The sequence below is a fragment of the Bradyrhizobium canariense genome (assembly GCF_900105125.1).
Taxonomy (GTDB): Bacteria; Pseudomonadota; Alphaproteobacteria; order Rhizobiales; family Xanthobacteraceae; genus Bradyrhizobium; species Bradyrhizobium canariense_A.
The window spans coordinates 2043539-2065141 of record NZ_LT629750.1 but is presented as its reverse complement, the minus strand read 5'-3'; the positions used below and the strand labels follow the sequence as shown (position 1 = coordinate 2065141).

Below are 21603 nucleotides of genomic sequence, written 5' to 3'. Positions count from 1 at the left end.
TGCAATGCAGTACTGGATCGGGAAAAAATTGACGAAGGCGAATTACATGAAAGTTGCCAGATTCATTCAACCAGTTGAAAAGAAAGGAAAATGCGCTAGTTCTATCGCAGGGATCATTTGGCGGCCCAAAAATCAATGGGACCGACTTGGACCATAAAGATGATTGAAAACAAGATGTTAGCCAGACGCTTGCCGTGGCGCCCTTGATGGATTGGACCGGGACATCTCAAAAAGCGAAGCGCTAACAACACTTAAGTGTTGTCGCCAGAATCCATGCAGTACCAAATGCCGTACCGCCCGGCTGATGAGTTCTCGCTGGCGAACAAACTTCGGCTCACGACGGTGTTTGGCTGATCGTGAGATTGTGCGTTTCGCGAGCGACACCGATCGAAGGAATCCTCCTCGATTTTTGCGCGGCGTTGCTCCAATAACTACGATGCTGTCCAGTCGTATCGACACCAACAAGAAGGTGCAGAGCAACCGTGGCTCCACGGTCCTGAAGATCAGAAAGCTGTGGGCCCAGCAACTTCATGCGTCAGCTATCGGTCAACACTGGGCCTGGAGCGCGCTCGCCGAATTCCAGGTGTGGGAGCGGCGGCCATCGGGAAATGATGACATGGCGGCGTCCAGTATGTGCCTCGCCTCCTGCCGGCGCTGGTCTTCCAGCAACGTTTCAGCGAGGTCGACTGCGATCTTCAACTCCCACGCGTGAGCACCTTGCCGACGCGCAAGCGAAAGTGCCGCTGTCAGCTCCTTCTCGGTGGATGACTTTGTCCCGGACAGAAGATGCGTCTGGACTCGAATGAACTCCGGGGCAGACCAGTGGCCCTCATGACTCGTTTGCATCAAAAAACTGACGTCGATTGCATCCGTATCGATGCGGTTGCGGGTGGCATTCGAGGTCAGGAGCATATCGGCCAGAAGAGTCGAATATCCGGGGTCGAAGTCTATCCGACCAAGCGAAGCCATAACAACGGCGATGTGGTCGCATGAACTCTCTGATGCACTCCGCTTTGCCGCCGACCAGGCCTCGAATATCTCGCCATAAGTTCTCCAGAAGCCGAGGCCGTGCTTCGACGCTGCGCTTATCAGCGATATTGCTCCTTGAGCAACGGGTTCGCTTTCGCCGTTCAGCGCATGGACCATGCACCAGCCTTCCGCGAAGGCGCAGCAAAGTGTGCAGGCATGGTCCAGCGCGCGTGCTTCATCGAGCGCAACGGAGGCGGTTTCCATCGCATCGCTGGAGTAACCCTGGACCCATAAAATTCGCGAGAGGAACGCCAGACCGGCTACGTGTTGATCGAGCCCAAAACGAAAGGCTTGAGCAGGGTGCCCGGCCTCGTACCATTTTAATGACGCTTCGATCAGCGACCGCGCCTCTGCGTGTTCTCCGAGGAAGTGTCGAGAAACACCGGCGATCCGCTGGCCGGCGGCAAGTCCCTCGAAATCACCCGCTGAACTGGACAGATTCATCATCTCCGTCGCGTGTGTCAGCGAATCCGAATATTGGCCGCAACGAAGATGATAGAGCCACAGCCCGTAGTGGGCCTGAAGCTGAACTTCCTTGTCCAACAGCACGTCAGCGAGTTCGCAGGCACGGGTCCAGGCTGCTCGTGTCTGGGGCACTGGTCCTTTTGCCCAGCTCAGTGCGGTGCCGAGCGCTGATTGGAGAGCCATCTCCTCGACAGGAGGAATAGTGGCGTGGGAAGCCTGAACGTCGAGAGCGAAAGTGAGTCGTCGTTGGCATTCGTCGTGCAGCGAAAGTTGAATCCAGTAGGGCGCGGAGTTCGCCAGGATTGCGATGCCAGCCCTCTTGTCTCCTTCAGATGAGAAGGCCCAATCTAACGCGGCCCGGATATCATCGATGTCGTGCGCATAGGTTTGCCGCCAGTGTTCGCTGGGGAACGTCTTCCAGTCCCTTGCCGCCTGCCGAGCAAACCCCGCGAAGAAGGCGGCGTGGCGCTCTGCCGTCGATGCGACCTCGCCGCTGTCCGCCAGCTTTTCGAGAGCGTAGAAGCGAATTGTTTCGAGAAACCGATACAACGGAGCGGACCCAGCGACATCCGAGAGAAGCAGTGATTTCGCGACGAGGTCGGCGAGCAGGTCGGTGACGCGCCACGCTTCTTCATGCTCGGGGGCTGCGATATGTTGCGCTGCGTCCGCGGAGAAATATAGCGGGAAGACGGCCAATCGGCGGAACAGGCGGCGCTCATCGTCGTCGAGCAGACTGTGGCTCCAATCCACGGTGGCCCTGAGGGTACGATGGCGAGGCAATGCAGTGCGGCGCCCCGCTGTCAGCAGCTTGAAGCGGTCGTCGAGTCCAGCCAGCACGCCTCTTAGACCGAGGGCGGAAACCCGCGCGGCTGCCAGTTCCAAGGCAAGCGGCATTCCGTCGAGCCGTCGACAGATTGCGCCCACATCGGCAGCGTTTGCGTCTCCGAATTCGAAATCATAGGAGTTGGCGGTGGCGCGTTCGACGAAGAGTTGCACGGCGGAGTGAGAAAGCGCCGCTTCGGCCGTCTCCTTATCTATCGAAGGAACCGAGAGCGGTGCGAGTCGATAGACATGTTCACCCGTGGCGCCTAGCGGTTCTTGGGCGGTCACCAAAATGTGCAAATTTGCGGCGTTCGCCAGCAGAGTTTCCACAGTCTCCGCGATAGGATCTGCGAGCTGCTCACAATTATCGATAATTAACAGGACATGCTTGTCCTGGACGTAGGATTGAGTCTGTTCGACGACGTCGGCGGCGGACGAGGGGGCACGTAAAGCCGTCGCGATTGTTGGCCATACCAGGCTATGTTCCACCACCCGGGCCATTTCGGCCAGGTACACGCCGTTGCGAAAGTCTTCGCGCAGGCGCCGGCCTACTTCGATGGCCAGGCGCGTCTTGCCGATCCCGCCGGGCCCGACCAGGGTGACGTAACGGTGATCTCCGATCAGGGACTTGATTTCGGATAACTCGCGCACGCGCCCCAAAAGAGACGTGACCGGATGTGGCAATTCCGGCGAGGACGATTTTGTCTCCCGTTCCGGGGGTGGCAGAAATCCTGCGTCATCGCGCCCGGCAACTGCCAAGCGATATCCTCGTCCGAACTCGGTCGAGATCATGTCTCGATCGGGACCCAGCGCCTTTCTGATGACTGATATCTGGGCCTGCAGATTGTTCTCCTCGACGACGACGCCCGCCCATACCCTCTCGATCAGATCATCCTTGGTGACGACTTCGCCATTGGCCTCCAGGAGCGTACACAAAACATCGAACGCTCGAGGTCCCAGCTCGATTTTATTGCCGTCTCGCAATAACAACCGGAGCTTGGGGAAGATCCTGTAACGACCGAAATGGATGGCTCGATCCGGGGAAGGTGGAGCGGGATCGGCCTCATCTGGTCTCGGCTTGATCAATTCCATGATAAGGGCGTTGCTCCTCCGGGCGACGGGGCTCTGGACCTGAGCTCCGATTGCCGACAAGAGCTTACGAGCATTTTCTTCGCCATCAACTTTCTTTTAGCAAGACTTTGATCCCGCGAAGATATTTTCGTTAACCCGCCGGTTCCATGGAGCTGCGGGGAGATAGTGGCCGAATCCGCTTCGCCGGAAGATTGGCAAAGACATGCCCATTTCCAGAAAATGCGTTCGGCCAACGTGCAGCCATATGGGCGCGAGCGGCGTTCGTTCAAACCCAGATTGCGGACGCTGCCGATGACGCTTTTTCAGACGTCTGAAAGGCAACCACATGGAATCTGGAGGCCGGGCGGCCGAGTGTAGCCCGACGGTAACCAAGAGCCGTCCGGGAGAGTTGGCATGACCAACCCTCAGCTATAACTCGGGAGGGCCAGAGGCGTGGCAGAAATCGTCGCAGTTTATGCGGTGCCCCACACGCCGAGCTTCGTCGTTGAGGCGCAGCTCGAGGGGGAGCGTTCGGAAACCGCTCAATTTTTCTCGAAGATTCGGTCACATCTCGAAGCCTCCAAGCCGGATCTGATCCTCACGGTCAACAATGACCACTTCAACACCTTCTTTTTCGACAATTGGCCAACCTACGCGATCGGCACGGCGGAACGTACGGCAGGCCCGAACGATCAGACGCCAGGCATGCCTTGGTACGAGTTGACGGTAGATGGCGCGGCCGCGCGTCACATCCTGCGTTTCCTGATTGAGGACGGATTCGATTTCACCTCCTCCTTGGAGTTCGAGATCGACCATGGAGCCCTGGTGCCGCTTCATTTCATGACTCCAGCAATGGAGCTCCCGATCGTTCCGATCTTCATCAACTGCGTTGTGCCGCCATTGCCGTCTGCGGCACGCTGCTACGCCCTTGGCCGCTCGATCGCCAAGGCTATTCGGTCGTTGAAAACAGCGAGCCGCGTGGCGATCGTTGCCAGTGGTTCACTCAGTCTGGAAATCGGAGGACCGCGGGCTGACTTGGGCAAGACCTTTGGAGTGCCTGATCCAGCCTGGGCCAGCTGGATACTTGAACGCATCCAATCTTGCGAACACGGCGAGCTGATCGAGGCAGCGAGCGAAGCCCGCATGCTGGAGGCCGGAAACGTTGGTGGAGAGCTGCTCAACTGGATCGTGGCTCTGGGCATTATCGGTCCGTCAGCGCCCGCCCTGCTGATCAATCAGCCTGAACTTGGCAACGCCTTCGCGGCCTGGAGCGCAGGGGGCACAGGCTCATGAACGTTTATCTCGTCCACAAGCTCTGCCGCCGCGTGCTGCACGACAGACAGTTCAGGACGCTCATTCTAGAGAAGCCGGAGGCGGCAGTCTCCTCGATGCCTTTCAGTGACGATGAACGCGCAGTCTTGTTAGCCGGCGACGTGGCGCGGCTGCATCGGGAAGGCTCATCGGCCTTTTTGCTGCTCATCCTTTGCCGGTTCGAAGTCTTCGGGTTGAAGCTTCCGATCTTCAACCGCCGCATGCGCACGGGTTCTTCCGAATGAGGCCGATACGCACGGAGGCTCCGAAACAGGGTTGCGATGACGGCGCTTTAGCGACCTTCGCGCAGAAGGAAGGTGTGTGGCGCGGACGTCATTGAGGCCGCGTGAAAATATCGAAATCATAAACAGCAAAAACGATGGGGAGGAGAATAACGTGCAGAAAAAGGAAATGGAGTCGGGCGAGATAGGGATCGTTCAGAAGCGAGCGCTGCTTAGCAGTTTTATCGGCTGGATGTTCGATGGGTTCGAGACCAGCACACTTATCCTCGTCGGCAGTGCTGCAATGGTTTCCCTCCTTCCGGACTCGGACCCGGACCAAATTCGCTTCGCGGTCGGGACAGCGCTCGGAGGTACGCTGATGGGCTGGGCGGTAGGCGGGACGATTGGCAGCATCATGGCCGACTATGTTGGTCGCAAAAAAATGCTGATGATCTCGATCGTCGGCTATTGCGTCTTCACTGCGTTCACGGCGCTTAGCCAGTCGGTCATGATGCTTATCGCGCTGCGGTTCCTTACCGGTATGTTCCTCGGAACCGAATGGAGCACGGGCACGGCCCTCGTTGCGGAGACATGGCCGGCTTCTGCGCGGGCCAAGGCGCTTGGTTTCATGCAATCCGGATACGGCTTCGGGTTTTTTCTGGCTGCCGGTCTTTGGCTGCTCATCCAACCCTACGCGGGGCCTGAAGGATGGCGCCTGATGTTCGTCATCGGCGTGCTTCCGGCGATCCTGGTGATCTATATTCGAAGGCAAGTGCCGGAATCGAAGCTGTGGCTGGAAGCGGTGGCGAAGCACGCCGGCGTCAATGATGAAGGCCCGGCGCGGAAGCTCACACTTGTCGCGATGTTCGAAGACAAGGGCGCCTTCGCCACCGTGCTCGCGGTTCTCATAATCGCTTCCGTGACGGTTTCCGTCTTTTACGGCATCACCGCATTGACTGGACCATATATCGGCGCCATCGCGGCAAAGCAGGGCCTGGTGGCTTCCGCATGGGCAAGCATCAGCGCGCTTGTCTACAATGGCGGCTCCATTCTCGGCTACATGACCGCGGGATTTATTGCGGATGCGATTGGGCGGAAGCCCTACATGTATCTGTCGTTCCTTGGGGCGATCTTGTCGGGCTTGCTGATCTATGTCGCGCCGCAAACCCTGACGGTCGCTTTGATCTGCGTCTTCATCCTCGGCATATTTACGCTTGGCGTATTCTCGTGGATGCCGATCTATCTGCCCGAGCTGTTCCACACCCGTGTTCGCTCGACGGCCGCCGGCGTCATCTTCAACCTCGCGCGTTTGGTCGCATTTCCGCTACCGATCCTCACAGCGTTCTTGTTCTCGAGCCTCGGAGGCTACCAGTCCACGGTGCTCGGCCTCACCCTGCTGTATGTGATCGCAATAATCGCGCTCATGACGCTTCCGGAGACCAAGGGCAAGGCCCTTCCGGCGTGACGACTAAACCTTTGTGACACAACATCTACTTGGAGAGAAAGATGGATCTTGAAATCTCGGGACGCGTCGCCGTAGTGACTGGTGCGAGTGCGGGGATCGGCCTCGCGGTCGCTCAGGAATTCCTTGCCAACAATGTCGCCGTTGTCATCGCGGCGCGGGACGTTTCCCGGCTGAGAGCCGCTGAAACGGCGCTCTTGGAGCAGCGGGGTGCGAAGGTCGCATCAATCGCGGTCGATGTTTCCGCGCCGGACGCCGCCGAACTCATCGTCGATAAGGCGATTGCGACGTTCGGTTCGCTCGACATCCTCGTCAACAACGCGGGCAGGGCTCACGCGGGCGGCCTGATGAGTTCGACCGAGGAAGATTGGACCGAAATGACGGCCGTCAAGCTGACCTCGATGCGCAGACTGTGTAAAGCGGCAATCCCTCACATGCAGAAAAATCGGTGGGGTCGGATCGTCAACATGTCGTCGATCGGCGGCATCTACCCCAATCCGAAGCTGTTTGTATCCCATGTGCTGAGCGCAGCCATCAATAACCTGACCAAATCCCTCGCGTTGGAGGTTGCGAAGGACGGCATCCTGGTCAACGCGATCGGAATCGGAGCCGTCGCAACAGACAACTGGGCAAACAATATGATTCCGACCGTACGGAGGTCTCGGCCGGAATTGGCTGGGTTGTCGGATGACGAAGTGCTGTCACATATCTCGGCGGAACTCACGCCGGTTGGCCGCGCAGGCAGCGCCAGAGAAATCGCCGCGATCGCGGCCTTCCTCGGTTCTGGCCGAAACGGCTTTGTTACCGGTGATACCATAGAAGCATCGGGAGGCGCCGACCGATTTATGTAGGGTCGGCTTTGCACGTGCCGGAGCGTGCATTGAGGCGTCGCCTGCGATTCGAACCGACCGGTTTGTGGCTGGGCTGTCAACAAGCCCGTTATTCGATTTTGGGGCCGCGCAGGGATTAGCTGGTAGGCGCCGTCCGTTCGGACATTTTAGCTGCCTGGGCTTCGTCACCTGCTGTCGCCTTGAGTTTCTTATCATCCCTCGGCAGCAGCATCTCGAATTGCATTCGACCGGGAGGATAAGTGTAGATCATCATCTCGATCGGGTGGTTCTGCATCGAATAGGTGATTCTCTCCATGCACAGGCAGACATCGTTCGGCGACATGCGCAATGCCGAGGCGTCGAGGTCATCGAGCGCCGTCGTCTTGATAATGTGCCGCGCTTCCTTGATGACGACGCCCATCCGCTGTTCCAGGATCGAATAGATCGTCTCGTGCGAATTGGTGTCGTCGGCGAGCATATGTGCGACGCCGCTCATGGAGAGGGGAACGTAGAGCGAAACCAGTGCGATGGGTATTCCTTCGTGCGAATATCGCCGCGACCATCTCCGCGCCTTGGCCCAGCGCATCGAAGTGGACGCGAAAGAGATTCGCATCATGGGGTCGAAAAGCGCACTGTTGCGCACGCCCGTCGCCGCCTCCAGCGCAAAAACGGCAGGTTTTGGAGTGCCCAGTTTTGTACCGAAGTGGCGCACCTGACACGATTCGAACGTGTGACCTTTGCCTTCGGAGGGCAACGCTCATTCTTCGAGCCTAATATGGGCCGAAGCTTTCGCAAGCCTGCGGTTCTGATAGCGCAAACGCTAACCTCGGGTCGCCGCCCGCAGGTTTCCTTGCTCCCGCCAAAACTACGATGGCGCTTGTTCTATCCTAGGCGTGGCCAGAGCTGCACGTTACTTTGCACGGGATTGGTACGGAGAGTCGGAACTAGCGCGGTACTGCATGAACTCATTCGGCACTGCAATGCTGTACCGGAGAAGGTGCGGCGTCATCGGGGACGAACAGGCGATCGACTTAAGAACTTGAAATGAAAGGAAAATGCCCCAATAGTCAGCTTTGAATTTGTGCCAACCTAAAATCAGCTAATCCAGACGAGAACGTAAAGCGAAATAACATCAACATGTTAGCGTATCGATTTTGCATTGCGCCAATGATGGACTGGACCGACCGGCATTGCCGCGTTTTCCATCGCCTGATGACGCGCCGGGCGCGGCTTTACACGGAGATGCTGACGACTGGCGCCATCATCCATGGCGATCGGCAGCGCCTGCTGGGTTTCGATGCCAGCGAACATCCGGTCGCACTTCAGCTCGGCGGCTCGGATCCCCGTGATCTCGCCACCGCGGCTGAGATCGGCGAGGATTTCGGCTATGACGAAATCAACCTCAATGTCGGCTGTCCGTCGGACCGGGTGAAGGACGGCCGTTTCGGCGCCTGCCTGATGGCGGAGCCGCTGCTCGTTGCCGAGGGCGTTCACGCCATGAAGCGTGCCGTCAACATCCCGGTCACAGTCAAATGCCGGATCGGCATCGACGATCAGGACCCGGAAATCGCATTGGACGTACTGGCGCGCAACGTTGTTGCCGCAGGTAGCGATGCGCTGATCGTGCACGCCCGCAAGGCCTGGCTCAACGGACTATCACCGAAGGAAAATCGCGATATCCCGCCGCTGGACTATGACAGGGTCTATCGGCTGAAGGCGTCGTCGCCCAATGTGCCCATCATCATCAATGGTGGCATTGCGAGCATTGACGAGGCCAAACAGCATCTCGATCATGTCGATGGCGTCATGCTGGGCCGCGCCGCCTATCAGGATCCTTGGCGATTGCTGACGGTCGATTCCGAGTTGTTTGGCGAGAGGTCGCCGCGTGCCGCGATGAAAGACGTGTTCGAGGCCATGCTGCCCTATATCGAACGAGAACTGGCGCACGGCGTCCGGCTACATTCAATCACGCGCCATTTCGTCGGCGCGTTTCATGGGGTGCCGGGTGCGCGGGCATTCCGCCGTCACCTCGCCGAAAACGGCGTCAAACCGACTGCCGGCATTGAGGTCTTGCGGCAGGCGATTGCGCTGGTCGAACGCCGCGCGGCGACCCCGATAGCGGCGTAATCCCAATATCCTGGTCCGGGATATCAAACTGAGATCTCAGTCCGGAATTTCAGGGATAGCCGTGCAGCATCAATCTGTCGGCGCGCACTTCCCAGCTTTCCAACCGATCCAGAAAGCTCATGCCGAGCAGATTGGTTTTCATCTGTCCATGCGGCACCACCAGCGCCGGCACCGAGCGCTCGACGAGCTTGCCGATGGCGAGACGGTCGAGCGTCAGCCGCGCCGCCTTGGTATGTCCGCCGGCGGTTTCGACGTCGACGTCGTAATCGAGCAACTCCAGCGGCAGTCCCGCAGCCTTGGCCGTCTCATAGGTGAGCACGACGGAGGTCGCACCGGTATCGATCACCATCGGTGCTGTCACGCCGTTGATCTTGGCTTGCAGGGAAAACTCGCCGCTCTGTCCGCGCGAAATCTGCACGGCGCGCCGCGGCGGCTTCAACCCTCGATGCAGCAAATCCGAGACGGTGTTGCTGGCGCGCGTGAGCTGGTTTGGATCGCCATAGGCGACCACGGCGCCGGCGGTCGCCGCAAGCATGACAAGCACGAGCAGGACGCGGATCACGGCACACCTCTCACGCCAGCGGTTGCGTTCGTCAGCCCGCCTTTGGAGCGGCCGTCGCCTCGGGCTGAACCATTCCGGCGTCGGCCATGCGCGCGGCGAGCTGCGCCATCACCGCATGCCGCTCCGCGCTGTCCATCCGGTGCCAGCGCGCGATCTCCGGAAGCGTGCGTCCGCAACCGAAGCAGAGGCTGGTTCTGGGATCGATCATGCAGACTGCGATACACGGCGTTTCTTTGCTCATCGAGGGATAGTGAAATAGTTTTGGTCGCTTGCGCAAGCACCCCGGCTACAATCCGGTCCCGGCGCTCATGATCGGTTTGTTGCGGGGCCTTCGTTTCTCGTCGGTGGCAATGCTGGCGGTTTCCGGTTGCAGCGGCGGCGCTTCCTCGCTCATCGGAGCCAGCGCGGACATCACGCGCTCCGGCGGGAAGGTCACGATGACCTCGGTGCCGATACGAAGCTTGGACTTCAGCGTGAACGTGCCGCCATGCATGTCGATCAGGCTTTTTGCGATCGGCAGTCCGAGGCCGGCGCCTTGCTCGGCGGATTTGATCGAATTGGAACCCTGGCCGAACGAGGCGAGCACGATCGGGATTTCATTCTCGGCGATGCCGGAGCCGGTATCCTTGACGCTCAGATATTGTCCGCCTGACGCAGTCCATCCGACTTTCAGCCAGATCTCTCCGCCCTGCGGCGTGAACTTGATGGAGTTGGACAACAGGTTTAGGACGATCTGGCGCGTCGCGCGCTCATCGCCCCAAATCCGCGGCATACCCTGCTCGAACACTTCGTGAATGGTGATGCCGCGGCTCGACGCCCGCAGCTTCAGCAGATGATGGCAGTCGGCGACGACATGCATCAGCGACACGGCTTCCTCGTTGAGCTCGTACCTTCCGGCCTCGATCCGCGACAGGTCGAGAATTTCATTGATGAGGTTGAGCAGATGAACGCCGGAATTGTGAATATCGGCCGAATATTCCTTGTAAACCGGCACGGCGTGGCCGCCGAATATTTCGCTCTTCATCACCTCGGAAAATCCGAGGATCGCATTGAGCGGCGTGCGCAACTCGTGGCTCATTTGCGCCAGAAACCGCGACTTCGCGACATTGGCGGATTCGGCGCGATGCCGCGCTTCGTCGGATATCGCCTTTGCCTGCTCGAGTTCGCCGATCAGCGCATCTTTTTCGGCGCGCGCCTCCAGCGTCGCCAGTGTGGTCGAATGCAGCCGACGGGCAAGCAGCGCGAAATAGCCTTCGGCGGCGATCGCCAGCACCGCGAGGACGTAATTGTCGAATGTGCCGCTGAGTACAAAATTCAATGCAATCGCTGCCGTGACCGGGGCGGTCGCCGCCAGCGCTGCGATGGGCAAATTGGCCGCGAGCATGCTCGATACCGCGATCACCAGCAGCATCAGGAACATCATCAGCGTGTTCGAGCTGATGTCGGGGCTGGCCGGATGAATCAGGATCACCGTCCAGCACAGGCCGTAAAGCAGATCGAACAGGACGAACCGCGTTCGCCATTTGCGGGTTGCGGCGAGGGAGGGGGACTCCGCGAGGAACCTGCCGCAGCTGCGAATGATGACGGCATGGATGCAGAGCATGCCGCAGGTCCAGGCCGCAGCCGAGAACGGTTTCATCCAGAGCCCGAACAACAGGCCGGTTGCGACCACAAGCAGCATGACGACATAGGACGCCGACATGCGTGTCTGGGCGTATTGGCGAAGCAGTTCGCGATCGAAAGCTGGACGGGTTCCGCTGGTCGACGTTAACCGGTCGCGGGCTTCGCGCACCCGCTGGGCCGCTACCCGGCGATTACTGGCCGGTGCCGCCGTCGGCGTCTCTGCCGGAAGCTGCACGACTTCTGGCTTTTCAGCGGGGTTACTCATCAAACAACACAAATCCTGCCCGCGAACCGCGCGGGCTTTTGCATCGTCTATCTGTCGCTCTAAATCATTAAGAGCTGCCTTAAAGAGCGAGAGATTCCCGTTAACAGAAGGTTAAATTAACCTTTTGCTTCCGCTCCCGCTCGTGCCCGTTCGAGGGCCGTCAGAGCTTCCGGTCTAATCGCCCTGCCGAAGGACCGGATGCTCGTTCAGCAAATCTTCCCGGATCGATGGTTCCTGCACGGCTCGGAATAATATCCCCGCCGTTTTCAAATCTTTTGCCTTCATGCACAGCACCACGATCTGACAAACGGCGGCATCCCGCACCAGGTTGTCGGTCATTTTGATGGCAATTTCCATCGCGACTCTGGCGGCGCGTTTATAGCGTTGGGCTTCGCGACTGGCGGCCTTGGTTTCTTCCCTGCCGAACTGACCGGCGGTTATTTCGGCGCTGCTGACAGCCGCGTTGCAGATCTCGCGTATTTTGCGAGCTGCCTCCAAATCGTCAGGGATGGGCAGCGTGATGTTGTCCCAAATTTCCCCGCGCTTGCCTTTGTTGAACCAGCGCACGATGCGGCCATTCTTCAATATCAATCATAAAACAGATGGAAGAATGACCCGTCACCAAGGGTATGTCGATATCGGAATGTGTGCAGCGGTGGTGACCCGACTTCTCCGTGAAATATCTCCGCGAAATAAATGTCGGGAACGGAAAATAGGGAGCAGGGACGCAGAAGCGTTGAAGCGCGCGGCGGTCGCGTATGAATTCTTTCATGGGCAATTCGTACGCACAACGAGGTCGCTACCCAGCGCCGATGGCAGCAAGGTCGGGCACGGGCAGGGCGGTCCCAGCGGCCAGCTCACGTGTGTTGGCAGGCCGCCGGGAGGATCTAAAATATGCGAACAGATACAGTATCTTGGGCTGATATAACGAGAAGCTGAATTAATCCGTTCCCGCGCCTTTGGAGGTCAGCGCTCCAGCCGCGCGAGCAGGCTGGACGTGTCCCAGCGCTTGCCGCCCATTTTCTCCACTTCGGAGTAGAACTGATCGACCAGCGCGGTCACCGGCAGGTTTGCGCCGTTGCGGCGGGATTCCGCGATGCAGATCGACAAATCCTTGCGCATCCATTCGACCGCGAAGCCGAAATCGAATTTGCCGTCGTTCATGGTCTTGTAGCGGTTTTCCATCTGCCAGGACTGGGCAGCGCCCTTGGAGATGGTGTCGATCACCGCCTGGATGTCGAGACCGGCTTTCTTCGCGAAATGGATGCCCTCGGAAAGACCCTCGACCAGCCCGGCAATGCAGATCTGGTTGACCATCTTGGTCAGCTGTCCCGAACCCGCGGGTCCAAGGAGCTTGCACATCCGCGCATAGGCGGCGATCACGGGCTCTACACCCGCATAGGCGTCCGCGCTGCCGCCGCACATCACCGTCAACACGCCGTTTTCCGCGCCGGCCTGTCCGCCGGACACCGGAGCATCGACGAATTTGAAGCCGCGTTTGGTCGCTTCGGCGTCAAGCTCGCGGGCAATTTCGGCGGACGCAGTGGTATGATCGACGAACGTCGCGCCTTTCCTGACGCCAGCGAACGCGCCATCGGCGCCGAGAGTGACGGCACGCAAATCATTGTCGTTACCGACGCAGCACATCACGAAATCCTGGCCCTCGGCGGCAGCTTTTGGCGTCGGCGCGGTGCGTCCGCCGAACTTGTCGGCCCATTCTTTCGCCTTGGACGGGGTCCGGTTGTATACCGTCACCTCGTGGCCACCTTTTTTCACCAAATGTCCTGCCATGGGGAAACCCATGACGCCGAGACCGAGAAAAGCGACTTTAGCCATGTTTACAACCTTGGGTTTTTGTCGGCAACGTTGGTTCGGCCGACGATATGCTGGAGCAGGGGGCGATGGGCCGGTTCGATCCTCGAAACTGGCCCCGCTTGAAGATGTGAACGGCGGCACAATAACCCCCCTGGCATGAAGGGCAACCATCTCCATTTGAGAGGGGCAGGTTTCGCGTGCGGCAGGGCGTTACCCTCCCGCGCGGACCCGATGCCGCACAGAGGCAGGTATCCTTTTCCGCCGGATCGCTCTATGTGTCGCATCGAGAGGTAGGCCCCAGGAGAGACGCATTGAGCGTAACGCAGCAGCAGGTTCTTGATGGTCTGGCCAAGGTGATGTCGCCGCGTGGCGTCGCCCTTGGCAAGGCCGGCGTGTTGTCGACCATTTCAGTTGGCGACGGTAAGGTGTTTTTTTCGATCAATGTCGATGCTGCGGAAGCTCGCGCATGGGAAAGCACCCGGGCCGAAGCGGAAGCGGCCGTGCGCGCTATTCCCGGCGTCACCGCCGCCATGGTGGCGCTGACAGCCGAACGCAAGGCCGGCGCCACGCCGCCTCCACCGCCGCCGCATCGTCACGCCCAGGGTGTGCCGCACGTCTCGTCGCACCGGCCGCCGCAACAACCGGCCTCGGGCTCGCCGATGTCGAAGCAGGCCGAAATTCCCGGGATTTCCGCCGTGATTGCGGTGGCTTCCGGCAAGGGCGGCGTCGGAAAATCGACCACCGCGCTCAATCTGGCGCTCGGCCTTCGCGATCTCGGTTTACGTGTGGGGTTGCTCGACGCCGATATTTACGGGCCTTCGGTGCCGCGGCTGACCGGCATTCGCGAGAAGCCGCAGTTGAACGACGAGAAGAAAATGATTCCGATCGCGCGGTTCGGTCTTGCGATCATGTCGATCGGTTTTCTGGTCGAGGAAGATACCGCGATGATCTGGCGCGGGCCGATGGTGATGTCGGCCATCACCCAGATGCTGCGGGATGTGGCGTGGGGCACCCTCGATGTTCTCGTGGTCGATATGCCACCCGGCACCGGCGACGCGCAACTGACGCTGGCGCAGAACGTGCCGCTCAAGGGCGCGGTCATCATTTCGACGCCGCAGGACCTCTCCTTGATCGACGCGCGGCGGGGGCTGGCGATGTTCAAGAAGGTCAACGTGCCGGTGCTCGGCATCGTCGAGAATATGAGCTATTTCCAGTGCCCGCAGTGCGGCACGCGATCGGACATTTTCGGTCATGGCGGCGCGCGGCACGAGGCCGAACGGCTTGGCGTGCCGTTCCTTGGCGAAGTTCCCTTGCACATGTCGATTCGCATCACGTCGGATTCGGGGACGCCGGTTGTGGAAAGCGAACCCGATGGGCCGCATGCGGCGATCTATCGCGCGATCGGCGCCAAGGTTCGCGAGCAGCTCCAAGGGGTAATTGCGGCGGCTTGAGCTCTTTTCAGAGGCGCTGACCGCGGATATATGCAACTTTCGTTTAATCCTCGCTGTCATGCCTTTGTTGCGTTTTCGCAGGCCGACTTCCGTGTTAAAGCCCCCGCCAGAACGCCTTCGGTCGATGCGGAAGCCGTCGCCGAACAAATACTCCAGTAAATCCGGGAAACGTCCCACCAAGGAGATGCCTGAATGAAGCGTCGCGATTTTTTAAAAGTTTCCGCAGCCGGTGCCGCCGCCACTGCCGTTGCCTCTCCGGCGATCGCGCAGTCCTCGCCGGAGATCAAATGGCGCATGACCTCGAGCTTCCCGAAGTCGCTCGACACCATTTACAACGGCGCCACCGAGTTTGCGAAATACGTCGCTGAAATGACCGACAATAAATTTCAGATTCAGGTGTTTTCCGCCGGCGAAATCGTTCCCGGTCTGCAGGCGCTCGATGCGACCTCTAACGGCACGATCGAGATGAGCCACACCGTCTCGTATTATTACGTCGGCAAGGATCCGACATTCGCGATCTATGCGTCGGTGCCGTTCGGGCTCAACGCGCGCATGCAGAACTCCTGGTGGTATCAGGGCGGCGGCATGGAGCTCGGCAACGAGTTCTTCAAGAAATACGGCGTGATCGGTTTCCCCTGCGGCAACACCGGCACCCAGATGGGCGGCTGGTTCCGCAAGGAGATCAAGACGGTTGCCGATCTCTCCGGGCTGAAGTTTCGCATCGGTGGAATCGCCGGTCAGGTGTTGCAGAAGGTCGGCGTCGTGCCGCAGCAATTGGCCGGCGGCGACATCTATCCCGCGCTCGAGAAGGGCACGATCGATGCGGCCGAATGGGTCGGTCCGTATGACGACGAGAAGCTCGGCTTCCAGAAGGTCGCCAAATATTATTATTATCCCGGTTTCTGGGAAGGTGGTCCGACGGTGCACGCCTTCTGCAATCTCGAGAAGTGGAATTCGCTGCCGAAGAACTATCAGGCGATCATCAGCAACGCGACCGCCAACGCCAACACCTGGATGGCGGCGCGTTACGACATGCAGAACCCGTCGGCATTGAAGCGCCTGGTCGCGGGCGGCACGCAGCTTCGTCCCTTCACCAACGAAGTTCTGGAAGCCTGCCTGAAGGCGACCAATGAGTTGTGGGGAGAGATTTCGGCGACCAACGCCGACTTCAAGAAGTCGATCGATGCCATGCAGGCCTATCGCTCCGACCAATATCTATGGTGGCAGGTCGCGGAATATACCTTCGACAGCTTCATGATCCGCTCGCGCACGCGCGGCTGAGCCTTTCCAAAGACGACGTTAGGCAAGCCCGGTCTCCGAGAGGAGGCCGGGCTTTTTCGTCGCGGATGCCAGATCGGCATGGAAATCCGGAACCGGATGTTCCATGCTGGCTGCAAGCCTCGACAGAAGGCTACGAGCACATATCACCCAGGGAGGAATATCATGAAGCGACGGGACTTCATCAAGGTCACGGGAATTGGCGCCGCGGGCGCTGCGACCATGGCCGCGCCGGCGATCGCGCAATCGATGCCGGAGATCAAATGGCGCATGACCACGAGCTGGCCGAAATCGCTCGACACCCTGCACGGCGGGGCCGAGCAGATGGCGAAAGCGGTTGGCGAAGCGACCGACAATAAATTCCAGATCCAGACGTTCGCCGCCGGGGAAATCGTCCCGGGCTTGCAGGTTCTCGACGCCGTTCAGAACGGCACCGTCGAACTCGGTCACACCGCGTCCTATTACTACTTCGGCAAGGATCCGACCTTCACCTTCGGCTCATGCATTCCGTTCGGACCCGATGCGCGCCTGAACCAGGCCTGGTACATGCTGGGCGGCGGCAGGGAAATCCTGAACGAGTTTTACAAGAGCTATAACGTGACCTCGCTGCTTGCCGGCAACACCACCTGCCAGATGGGCGGCTGGTTCCGCAAGGAGATCAACACCGTCGACGACCTGCAGGGACTGAAATTCCGCATCGGCGGTTTCGCCGGCCGCGTCATGCAGAAACTGGGTTGCGTGCCGCAGCAGTTGGCCGGCGGCGACATTTACCCGGCGCTCGAAAAAGGCACGATCGATGCGGCGGAGTGGGTTGGTCCCTATGACGACGAGAAGCTCGGCCTCTACAAGGTCGCGCCGCACTATTATTACCCCGGCTGGTGGGAAGGCGGCCCGATGCTGCTCACGATGGTCAATCTCGACAAATGGAACACCTTGCCGAAATATTATCAGAGCGTTCTCGAACAGGCCGGGCATTTCGCCAACAACTGGATGATGGCCAAATACGATGCGGTAAATCCGCTGGCCCTGAAGAAGTTGCTGGCCGGTGGCACCAAGCTGCATGGCTTCTCGCCGGCCATCATGGAAGCGAGCTTCAAGGCGACCAAAGAATTGAACAACGAAGTTGCCGCGACCAATCCGAATTTCAAGAAGGTCTATGAATCGCTGATGGCCTTCTCGAGCACCGGTTATCAGTGGTTCCAGGTCGCCGAAGTCGGCTACGACAACTTCATGGCGCGTCACGCCCAAAGCTGATGACGCCGTCGGCGTCTCAGAAGCAGGATGGCTTTTGGTTGAAGCGGTTTTTCCGCAGACTCGGTTCACCTCTCCCCGGTCGGGGAGAGGTCGGTTTTGCCAACGGCGGTGCCAACGGGTCGCACCAACGCACGCCGGATGACAGGCTCCGCATCTTCAGGTGCAAATCGGGTGAGGGGGCGCTGCTGGCGAGTTCGGCCGGTAGCTCAGGTGTGGCAAGTCATTTTGGACTAGCCGTGAGATGGTCGAGCGCGCTCGCAGACGGTGATGCAGTTCAGCGGTTCAACAGCTTGTGATGCTTTTGGATCGGGCGGTTGTCGGCACATTTCTGAAATAGGGTATAGGCTCTCGCCGAGCACCGGTGACCCCTGACGACGTCGCAGTCTCACCGCGCCGAGTTGGGCCGTAAGCCCATCTCGAAGTGAAATAGTTTCGTCGAAGTTGTTCGACGGCACCCACTTTGGGAGACCGTGATGGAACGGGATCGACAGCCGTTGACGCGACGGCGCGTGCTGCAAGGAATGGGAGCCGGCGTTGTCGGGATGATGTCGGTGCCAGCATGGGCGCAAGACACATTCGACTTCAAAGTCCCGGGTGGGCCGAGTGTTCGGCCAATCACCACGAGCTTCCCCGAGAAGGGAAGGATGATCCTGCAGCGTACATCGCCGCCCTGGCTCGAGACGCCGTTTGATATTTACGACAAAAGCGTAATCACACCAAATAACCAACATTACGTAAGCTGGCATTGGGCGACATATCCCGAGGATGTCAACGTCGACACTTTCCGTCTGGCCGTGCGCGGCGAGGTTGATAACGTCTTGTCGCTGTCGCTCAAAGACATTCAAAGTCTGCCACAATTTGAAATCGTTGCAGTCAACCAGTGCGCTGGAAACTCGCGTATGTTGATGGTGCCGCGCGTGGCCGGCGCCCAATGGTGGTTGGGCTCGCTGAGCAATGCAAAGTGGACCGGAGTGCGTCTCAAGGATGTGCTGGACCGCGCAGGTGTGAAAGCCAGTGCGATCCAGGTTCGCTTCGGCGGACTCGACGAACCGGTGATGACGGACGGGCCAAAATTCCTGAAGTCGGTTACCATCGATCACGCCCGTGACGGCGAAGTGATGATTGCTTACGGCATGAACGAAGAGCAGCTTCCGATGCTGAACGGCTTTCCACTGCGATTGGTTGTTCCCGGGTGGAGCGGTGTCTACTGGGTCAAGATGCTGAACGATATTGAGGTATTGTCGAAGCCGGATACCAACTACTGGACCTCGACAGCGTACCGTGTACCCGATGTTCCGAACCACACGGTCAAGCCGGGCGACAAGGATTTCCGGCTCATCCCGGTAACCGGTAATGCACCGCGATCCTTCATTACGAACATTCATAATGACGACAAGCTCAAGGCAGGAGCAGAGACGCTTGTCCGCGGCATCGCCTTTGGCGGTGATTGCGGCGTCGCGCGTGTTGATGCATCGATCGATGACGGCAAGAGTTGGCAACCGACCCAGCTTGGTCCGGACGAAGGAAAATACAGCCTTCGGCAATGGCAGACGCAGTTAACGCTGCCTGTAGCTGGCGCGCAGACTCTGATGGTTCGGTGCACCAACACTGCCGGTTTGGCGCAGCCGAGTTTCCCGGTCTGGAATCCATCCGGCTACCTTTACAACACGATTGAATCAACTCATGTCACCGCGACCTGAAGGAGGCATCGGAAATGTGGCGCATCCTTCCGTCGACAGCGGTATTTCTGAGTTTCGTGATTGCATACCCCGTCGGTGCCGCTTCTATCCAATTGAAGTCAACCAAGGTCGAATATCCAGCCTCTGACGCAGTGTTCACTGGTAACGGCGCGGATGCGATCAACAACAACTGTTTGGCCTGCCATTCCGCCGACCATGTGTTGTACCAGCCTCTTCTTTCGAAGGAAGCCTGGGCAGAAGTTGTTCATAAAATGGTGACCGCTTACAAGGCGCCTATTTTGCCTGACGACGAAAAGCAGATTGTGGAATATCTGGTCAAAACGAAATCGATTCCATAGGTTCGACAGCTTGGCTTCATTGCGCTGATGGCGCTTCGCTTCCTCGAGGAACCGCGACTGCGATTGTTAATGGGTGAAAAGAGGCCGCCACCGGCATTTCCGGGATTGCCCCTAACGGGACATGCCAAAACCGACGCGGATGACCCTGAGCGGCCCCTTGCGCAACTGACCAGCACAAGCGCATCTCTTCCGGAGAGGCGTACGTAAAGAACATACGCCATTCTTGGATGGAAGCCGCCGGCCTCGAACAGGGTTGGCATTTTGTGTCCTGCGCGAGCCCTATCGCGCCGGCAGGTTCGAGAAGAGCGCGCCGAGGGCCTCCGCCATTGTCGGGTGCGCGATAATCGCATCGCGCAGGCCTGTGTAAGGCATGCCCGCCAACATGGCGGCCTGGACCACGGTCATGACTTCGCCGGCCTCGGCGCCGATCATGGTGAAACCGAGAATGCGCTCGCCGCCGGCCTCGACCAGCGCCTTCATGAAGCCGCGCGTCTCCGATATCGTCTGCGCTCGCAACACAGCGGCGACGGGCAGCTTGGCGACGCGAACGGCAATGCCCTGGCGCTGGGCCTCGGCCTCGCTCAAGCCGACGCGCGCGAGCGGCGGGTCGGTGAACATGCAGTACGGGACCAGCCGATCACGCTTGGTACGATTCCCGCCGGTCAGATTGGCCGAGATGATGCGGAAATCGTCGAACGAGACATGGGTGAACTGTGGGCTGCCTGCGGCCTCGCCAATCGCCCAGACACCGGGTGCGCTGGTCTCGAGCCGATCATTGACTGCGATATATCCGCGCTCGTCGAGTGTGACACCGGCGATGTCGAGCCCAATCCCGCTCGTATTGGGAGTGCGTCCCGCCGCGACCAGGATATCGCTGCCTTCGATGGTCTGATCGCCTGCCGATGTGCGCATTTGCAGGCTGACGGCCTGTCCGGACCGGCCCTCCACACGCAGAACCTTGACTCCGAGATGCACCACGACGCCTTCGTCGCGCAGCATCTCGAGGAGCGCGGCCGTGACATCGGAATCTTCCCGGCCGGCGAGCTGCGGTCCTGTTTCCACGATGCTGACGCGGCTGCCGAAGCGGCGATAGGCTTGCGCCAGCTCGAGGCCGACATACCCGCCGCCCAGTACGATCAAGTGCTCGGGCAGTCGATCGAGCTCGAGCAACTCGACATTGGTGAGTGGCGCTGCGGCCGCGAGGCCCGGAATATCCGGGATCGTCGCATGCGTCCCCAGATTAATAGCCACGCGCTCGCCGGTCAGCACGCGGGTGCCGCCGTCGTTCAATTCAACCTCGATGGTTTTCGGCGCAATGAAGCGGGCCGTACCCATGATCAGCTCGGCGCCGCTGGCCTTGTAGAGCTCGAGATGTTTGGCGATCATGTCCTCGACCATGCCGCGCTTTCGCGCCTGCACTTGTTTCATGTCCGTGGCGGTGGGGCCGGTCACGGTGCCAAAGCGGCCGGCGTGGTGAACGAAATCGGCAACTTTTGCGCTCCAAATTTCGTTCTTGCTGGGCAGGCAGTTGGTGTTGGGACAGGAACCGCCGATCAACTTGCGTTCAACGACGGCCGTGCGGCGCCCGGATTTGGCCATGTGCCAGGCCAGATATTTGCCGCCTTCGCCACTACCGATGATGAGCATTTCAAAGTGTTCCGGTTGGGACATTTTCAACTCCTCGTCGTTCGAGATTGGCGCCATGCTGACGAACGCCTTGATCCGCAGCAATTGGTTCGGCGGAACGTGGTGTTCAAGGCAAAATTCTCAGAATATTGGAGCTTGGTCGGCGGTCTACCTTTCCATCATGACACCCATCGTGGTGCCACCTGACGCACGCATAACGTCATCGTCTTAACGACGAAATTGTGGGAGCGCCCATCTTTTTTAAGACGTGAATCACGGTCTGGGGGCCAATCTCAATGAAGCGGATTTGTTGTCCTGAAGCTGAGACTTACCGAGTTTCACCCAAGACAGAC

At 59.3% G+C, this 21603-nt stretch carries 19 protein-coding genes and 1 tRNA gene; 11 read left to right on the top strand and 9 right to left on the bottom strand.

The window, feature by feature from the left end; genetic code table 11:
- Window positions 1–546 precede the first annotated feature (546 nt).
- Window positions 547–3408, bottom strand: a complete 2862-nt coding sequence (locus tag BLV09_RS10075) for an ATP-binding protein (RefSeq protein WP_146687178.1) — start codon at window positions 3406–3408, stop codon at window positions 547–549.
- Window positions 3409–3840: 432 nt separating this feature from the next.
- On the opposite strand from BLV09_RS10075, the gene BLV09_RS10070 reads away from it, so the two are divergent.
- The 4 genes from BLV09_RS10070 to BLV09_RS10055 all read left to right on the top strand — a co-directional run bounded on the left by BLV09_RS10070 (window position 3841) and on the right by BLV09_RS10055 (window position 7232).
- Window positions 3841–4680, top strand: coding sequence for an extradiol ring-cleavage dioxygenase (locus BLV09_RS10070; protein WP_146687177.1), 840 nt, complete (start codon window positions 3841–3843; stop codon window positions 4678–4680).
- A complete protein-coding gene (locus tag BLV09_RS10065) occupies window positions 4677–4943 on the top strand; it encodes a hypothetical protein (protein ID WP_146687176.1) in 267 nt (88 codons plus the stop codon). Before BLV09_RS10070 ends, BLV09_RS10065 begins: the two co-directional genes overlap by 4 nt.
- A 151-nt stretch (window positions 4944–5094) precedes the next feature.
- Window positions 5095–6384, top strand: coding sequence for an MFS transporter (locus BLV09_RS10060; protein ID WP_146687175.1), 1290 nt, complete (start codon window positions 5095–5097; stop codon window positions 6382–6384).
- Window positions 6385–6425: 41 nt separating this feature from the next.
- Entirely contained in the window at window positions 6426–7232 is an 807-nt protein-coding gene (locus BLV09_RS10055; RefSeq protein WP_146687174.1) for an SDR family NAD(P)-dependent oxidoreductase, read from the top strand.
- 115 nt (window positions 7233–7347) lie between these two features.
- Here the strand turns inward: BLV09_RS10055 and BLV09_RS10050 are convergent, their stop codons facing one another.
- The gene (locus BLV09_RS10050; RefSeq protein ID WP_167558675.1) at window positions 7348–7797 is read right to left on the bottom strand and encodes a UTRA domain-containing protein; all 450 of its coding nucleotides are present in this window, start codon (window positions 7795–7797) and stop codon (window positions 7348–7350) included.
- On the opposite strand from BLV09_RS10050, the gene BLV09_RS10045 reads away from it, so the two are divergent.
- The gene (locus BLV09_RS10045; protein ID WP_197685094.1) at window positions 7784–7927 is read left to right on the top strand and encodes a hypothetical protein; all 144 of its coding nucleotides are present in this window, start codon (window positions 7784–7786) and stop codon (window positions 7925–7927) included. The genes BLV09_RS10050 and BLV09_RS10045 overlap by 14 nt on opposite strands.
- On the opposite strand, the gene BLV09_RS10040 is transcribed toward BLV09_RS10045, so the two are convergent.
- Window positions 7916–8012 (bottom strand) — tRNA-Arg (locus BLV09_RS10040). The genes BLV09_RS10045 and BLV09_RS10040 overlap by 12 nt on opposite strands.
- A 336-nt stretch (window positions 8013–8348) precedes the next feature.
- On the opposite strand from BLV09_RS10040, the gene dusA reads away from it, so the two are divergent.
- Window positions 8349–9338 (top strand): tRNA dihydrouridine(20/20a) synthase DusA, encoded by a 990-nt coding sequence (gene dusA / locus BLV09_RS10035; protein ID WP_167558674.1) that lies wholly within the window; start codon window positions 8349–8351, stop codon window positions 9336–9338.
- A 49-nt stretch (window positions 9339–9387) separates the two neighbouring features.
- Here dusA and BLV09_RS10030 read toward each other — a convergent pair whose 3' ends face one another.
- The 5 genes from BLV09_RS10030 to BLV09_RS10010 all read right to left on the bottom strand — a co-directional run bounded on the left by BLV09_RS10030 (window position 9388) and on the right by BLV09_RS10010 (window position 13624).
- A complete protein-coding gene (locus tag BLV09_RS10030) occupies window positions 9388–9900 on the bottom strand; it encodes a TIGR02281 family clan AA aspartic protease (protein ID WP_146687171.1) in 513 nt (170 codons plus the stop codon).
- A 31-nt stretch (window positions 9901–9931) separates the two neighbouring features.
- Complete coding sequence (locus BLV09_RS10025) at window positions 9932–10141, bottom strand: DUF1289 domain-containing protein (protein ID WP_146687170.1); 210 nt, start codon at window positions 10139–10141, stop codon at window positions 9932–9934.
- 45 nt (window positions 10142–10186) lie between these two features.
- Window positions 10187–11788 (bottom strand): sensor histidine kinase, encoded by a 1602-nt coding sequence (locus BLV09_RS10020; protein WP_146687169.1) that lies wholly within the window; start codon window positions 11786–11788, stop codon window positions 10187–10189.
- Window positions 11789–11962: 174 nt separating this feature from the next.
- Window positions 11963–12373 (bottom strand): hypothetical protein, encoded by a 411-nt coding sequence (locus BLV09_RS10015; protein ID WP_244549022.1) that lies wholly within the window; start codon window positions 12371–12373, stop codon window positions 11963–11965.
- Window positions 12374–12754: 381 nt separating this feature from the next.
- A complete protein-coding gene (locus BLV09_RS10010) occupies window positions 12755–13624 on the bottom strand; it encodes an NAD(P)-dependent oxidoreductase (RefSeq protein WP_146687168.1) in 870 nt (289 codons plus the stop codon).
- 290 nt (window positions 13625–13914) lie between these two features.
- On the opposite strand from BLV09_RS10010, the gene BLV09_RS10005 reads away from it, so the two are divergent.
- From BLV09_RS10005 to BLV09_RS09985, 5 genes are all read left to right on the top strand, one after another.
- Window positions 13915–15054: an Mrp/NBP35 family ATP-binding protein gene (locus BLV09_RS10005; protein ID WP_146687167.1), complete on the top strand. Its 1140-nt coding sequence runs from the start codon at window positions 13915–13917 to the stop codon at window positions 15052–15054.
- Between the two features lie 192 nt (window positions 15055–15246).
- On the top strand, window positions 15247–16335 hold the full coding sequence (locus BLV09_RS10000; protein WP_100381170.1) for a TRAP transporter substrate-binding protein: 1089 nt from the start codon (window positions 15247–15249) through the stop codon (window positions 16333–16335).
- Window positions 16336–16497: 162 nt separating this feature from the next.
- A complete protein-coding gene (locus BLV09_RS09995) occupies window positions 16498–17586 on the top strand; it encodes a TRAP transporter substrate-binding protein (RefSeq protein ID WP_100381171.1) in 1089 nt (362 codons plus the stop codon).
- A gap of 473 nt (window positions 17587–18059) precedes the next feature.
- Window positions 18060–19286, top strand: coding sequence for a molybdopterin-dependent oxidoreductase (locus BLV09_RS09990; RefSeq protein ID WP_146687166.1), 1227 nt, complete (start codon window positions 18060–18062; stop codon window positions 19284–19286).
- Between the two features lie 14 nt (window positions 19287–19300).
- Window positions 19301–19624, top strand: a complete 324-nt coding sequence (locus BLV09_RS09985) for a cytochrome c (RefSeq protein ID WP_146687165.1) — start codon at window positions 19301–19303, stop codon at window positions 19622–19624.
- A gap of 279 nt (window positions 19625–19903) precedes the next feature.
- Here the strand turns inward: BLV09_RS09985 and BLV09_RS09980 are convergent, their stop codons facing one another.
- Window positions 19904–21295 (bottom strand): mercuric reductase, encoded by a 1392-nt coding sequence (locus BLV09_RS09980; RefSeq protein ID WP_146687164.1) that lies wholly within the window; start codon window positions 21293–21295, stop codon window positions 19904–19906.
- Between the last annotated feature and the right edge of the window lie 308 nt (window positions 21296–21603).